Raw genomic sequence first — 1010 nt, 5'->3', positions numbered from 1 at the left:
TGGCGCATCGCCTGCGGGAGTCGGGCGTGGGCCCGGATGTGCTGGTGGGGCTGGCCGTGGAGCGCAGCCTGGAGATGGTGGTCGGCCTGCTGGGCATCCTCAAGGCAGGCGGTGCTTACGTGCCGTTGGACCCTGAATCCCCGCAGGATCGCCTGGCCTATCTGTTCGAAGACAGCGGCATTGCCCTGTTGCTGACCCAAACCCATTTGCGCGCTGCCTTGCCTGCGCCATCGGGTATTCAGTGCCTGGCGCTGGACGAGCAGGCCCTGGCCGGCTACAGCGACGCCAACCCGAATGTGTCCGTGTCGCCGCAGAACCTGGCCTACGTGATCTACACCTCCGGCTCCACCGGCAAGCCCAAGGGCGCGTTGCTGGCGCACCATAACGTGGTGCGCCTGTTCGCGGCCACACAAGACTGGTTCGGCTTCGATGCCAGCGACGTGTGGACGGTGTTCCATTCCTACGCCTTCGACTTCTCGGTATGGGAGTTGTATGGCGCCCTGCTGTACGGCGGCAAGGCGATCATCGTGCCGAAGGATGTGGCGCGCTCCTCGCAGGACTTCCATGCCTTGCTGGTAGACGAGCAAGTCACGGTATTGAACCAGACCCCTTCGGCGTTCCAGCAACTGATCCCGGTTGCCTGCGAAGCGGCGCAGGCTGGCCGGAAACTGGCCCTGCGCTATGTGGTGTTTGGGGGTGAGGCGCTGGATGTGAGCAGCCTCAAGCCATGGTTCGAGGTGTTCGGCGATTGCCAGCCACGGCTGATCAACATGTATGGCATTACCGAGACCACGGTGCATGTGACCTATCGACCGATTGGCCTGGATGACCTGAAGAAGGTCGGCAGCAGCCCGATTGGCGAGGTGATTCCCGACCTCAGCTGGTACCTGCTGGACGGCGCGCTGAACCCGATCGTACCGGGCAGCCACGGTGAGCTGATGATTGGCCAGGACGGCCTGGCTCGCGGCTACCATGGCCGCCCGGCGCTGACCGCCGAGCGTTTCGTGCCG

General features: G+C 64.3%; 1 protein-coding gene. It reads left to right on the top strand.

The window, feature by feature from the left end:
- The coding region (locus ABI582_RS28640) for an AMP-binding protein (protein WP_442120985.1) at positions 1–1010 on the top strand (1010 nt) is incomplete at both ends.

The organism is Pseudomonas sp. SAS7, from assembly GCF_052112345.1.
Lineage (GTDB): Bacteria > Pseudomonadota > Gammaproteobacteria > Pseudomonadales > Pseudomonadaceae > Aquipseudomonas > Aquipseudomonas putida_Q.
This window is presented reverse-complemented; position numbering and strand designations above follow the sequence as displayed.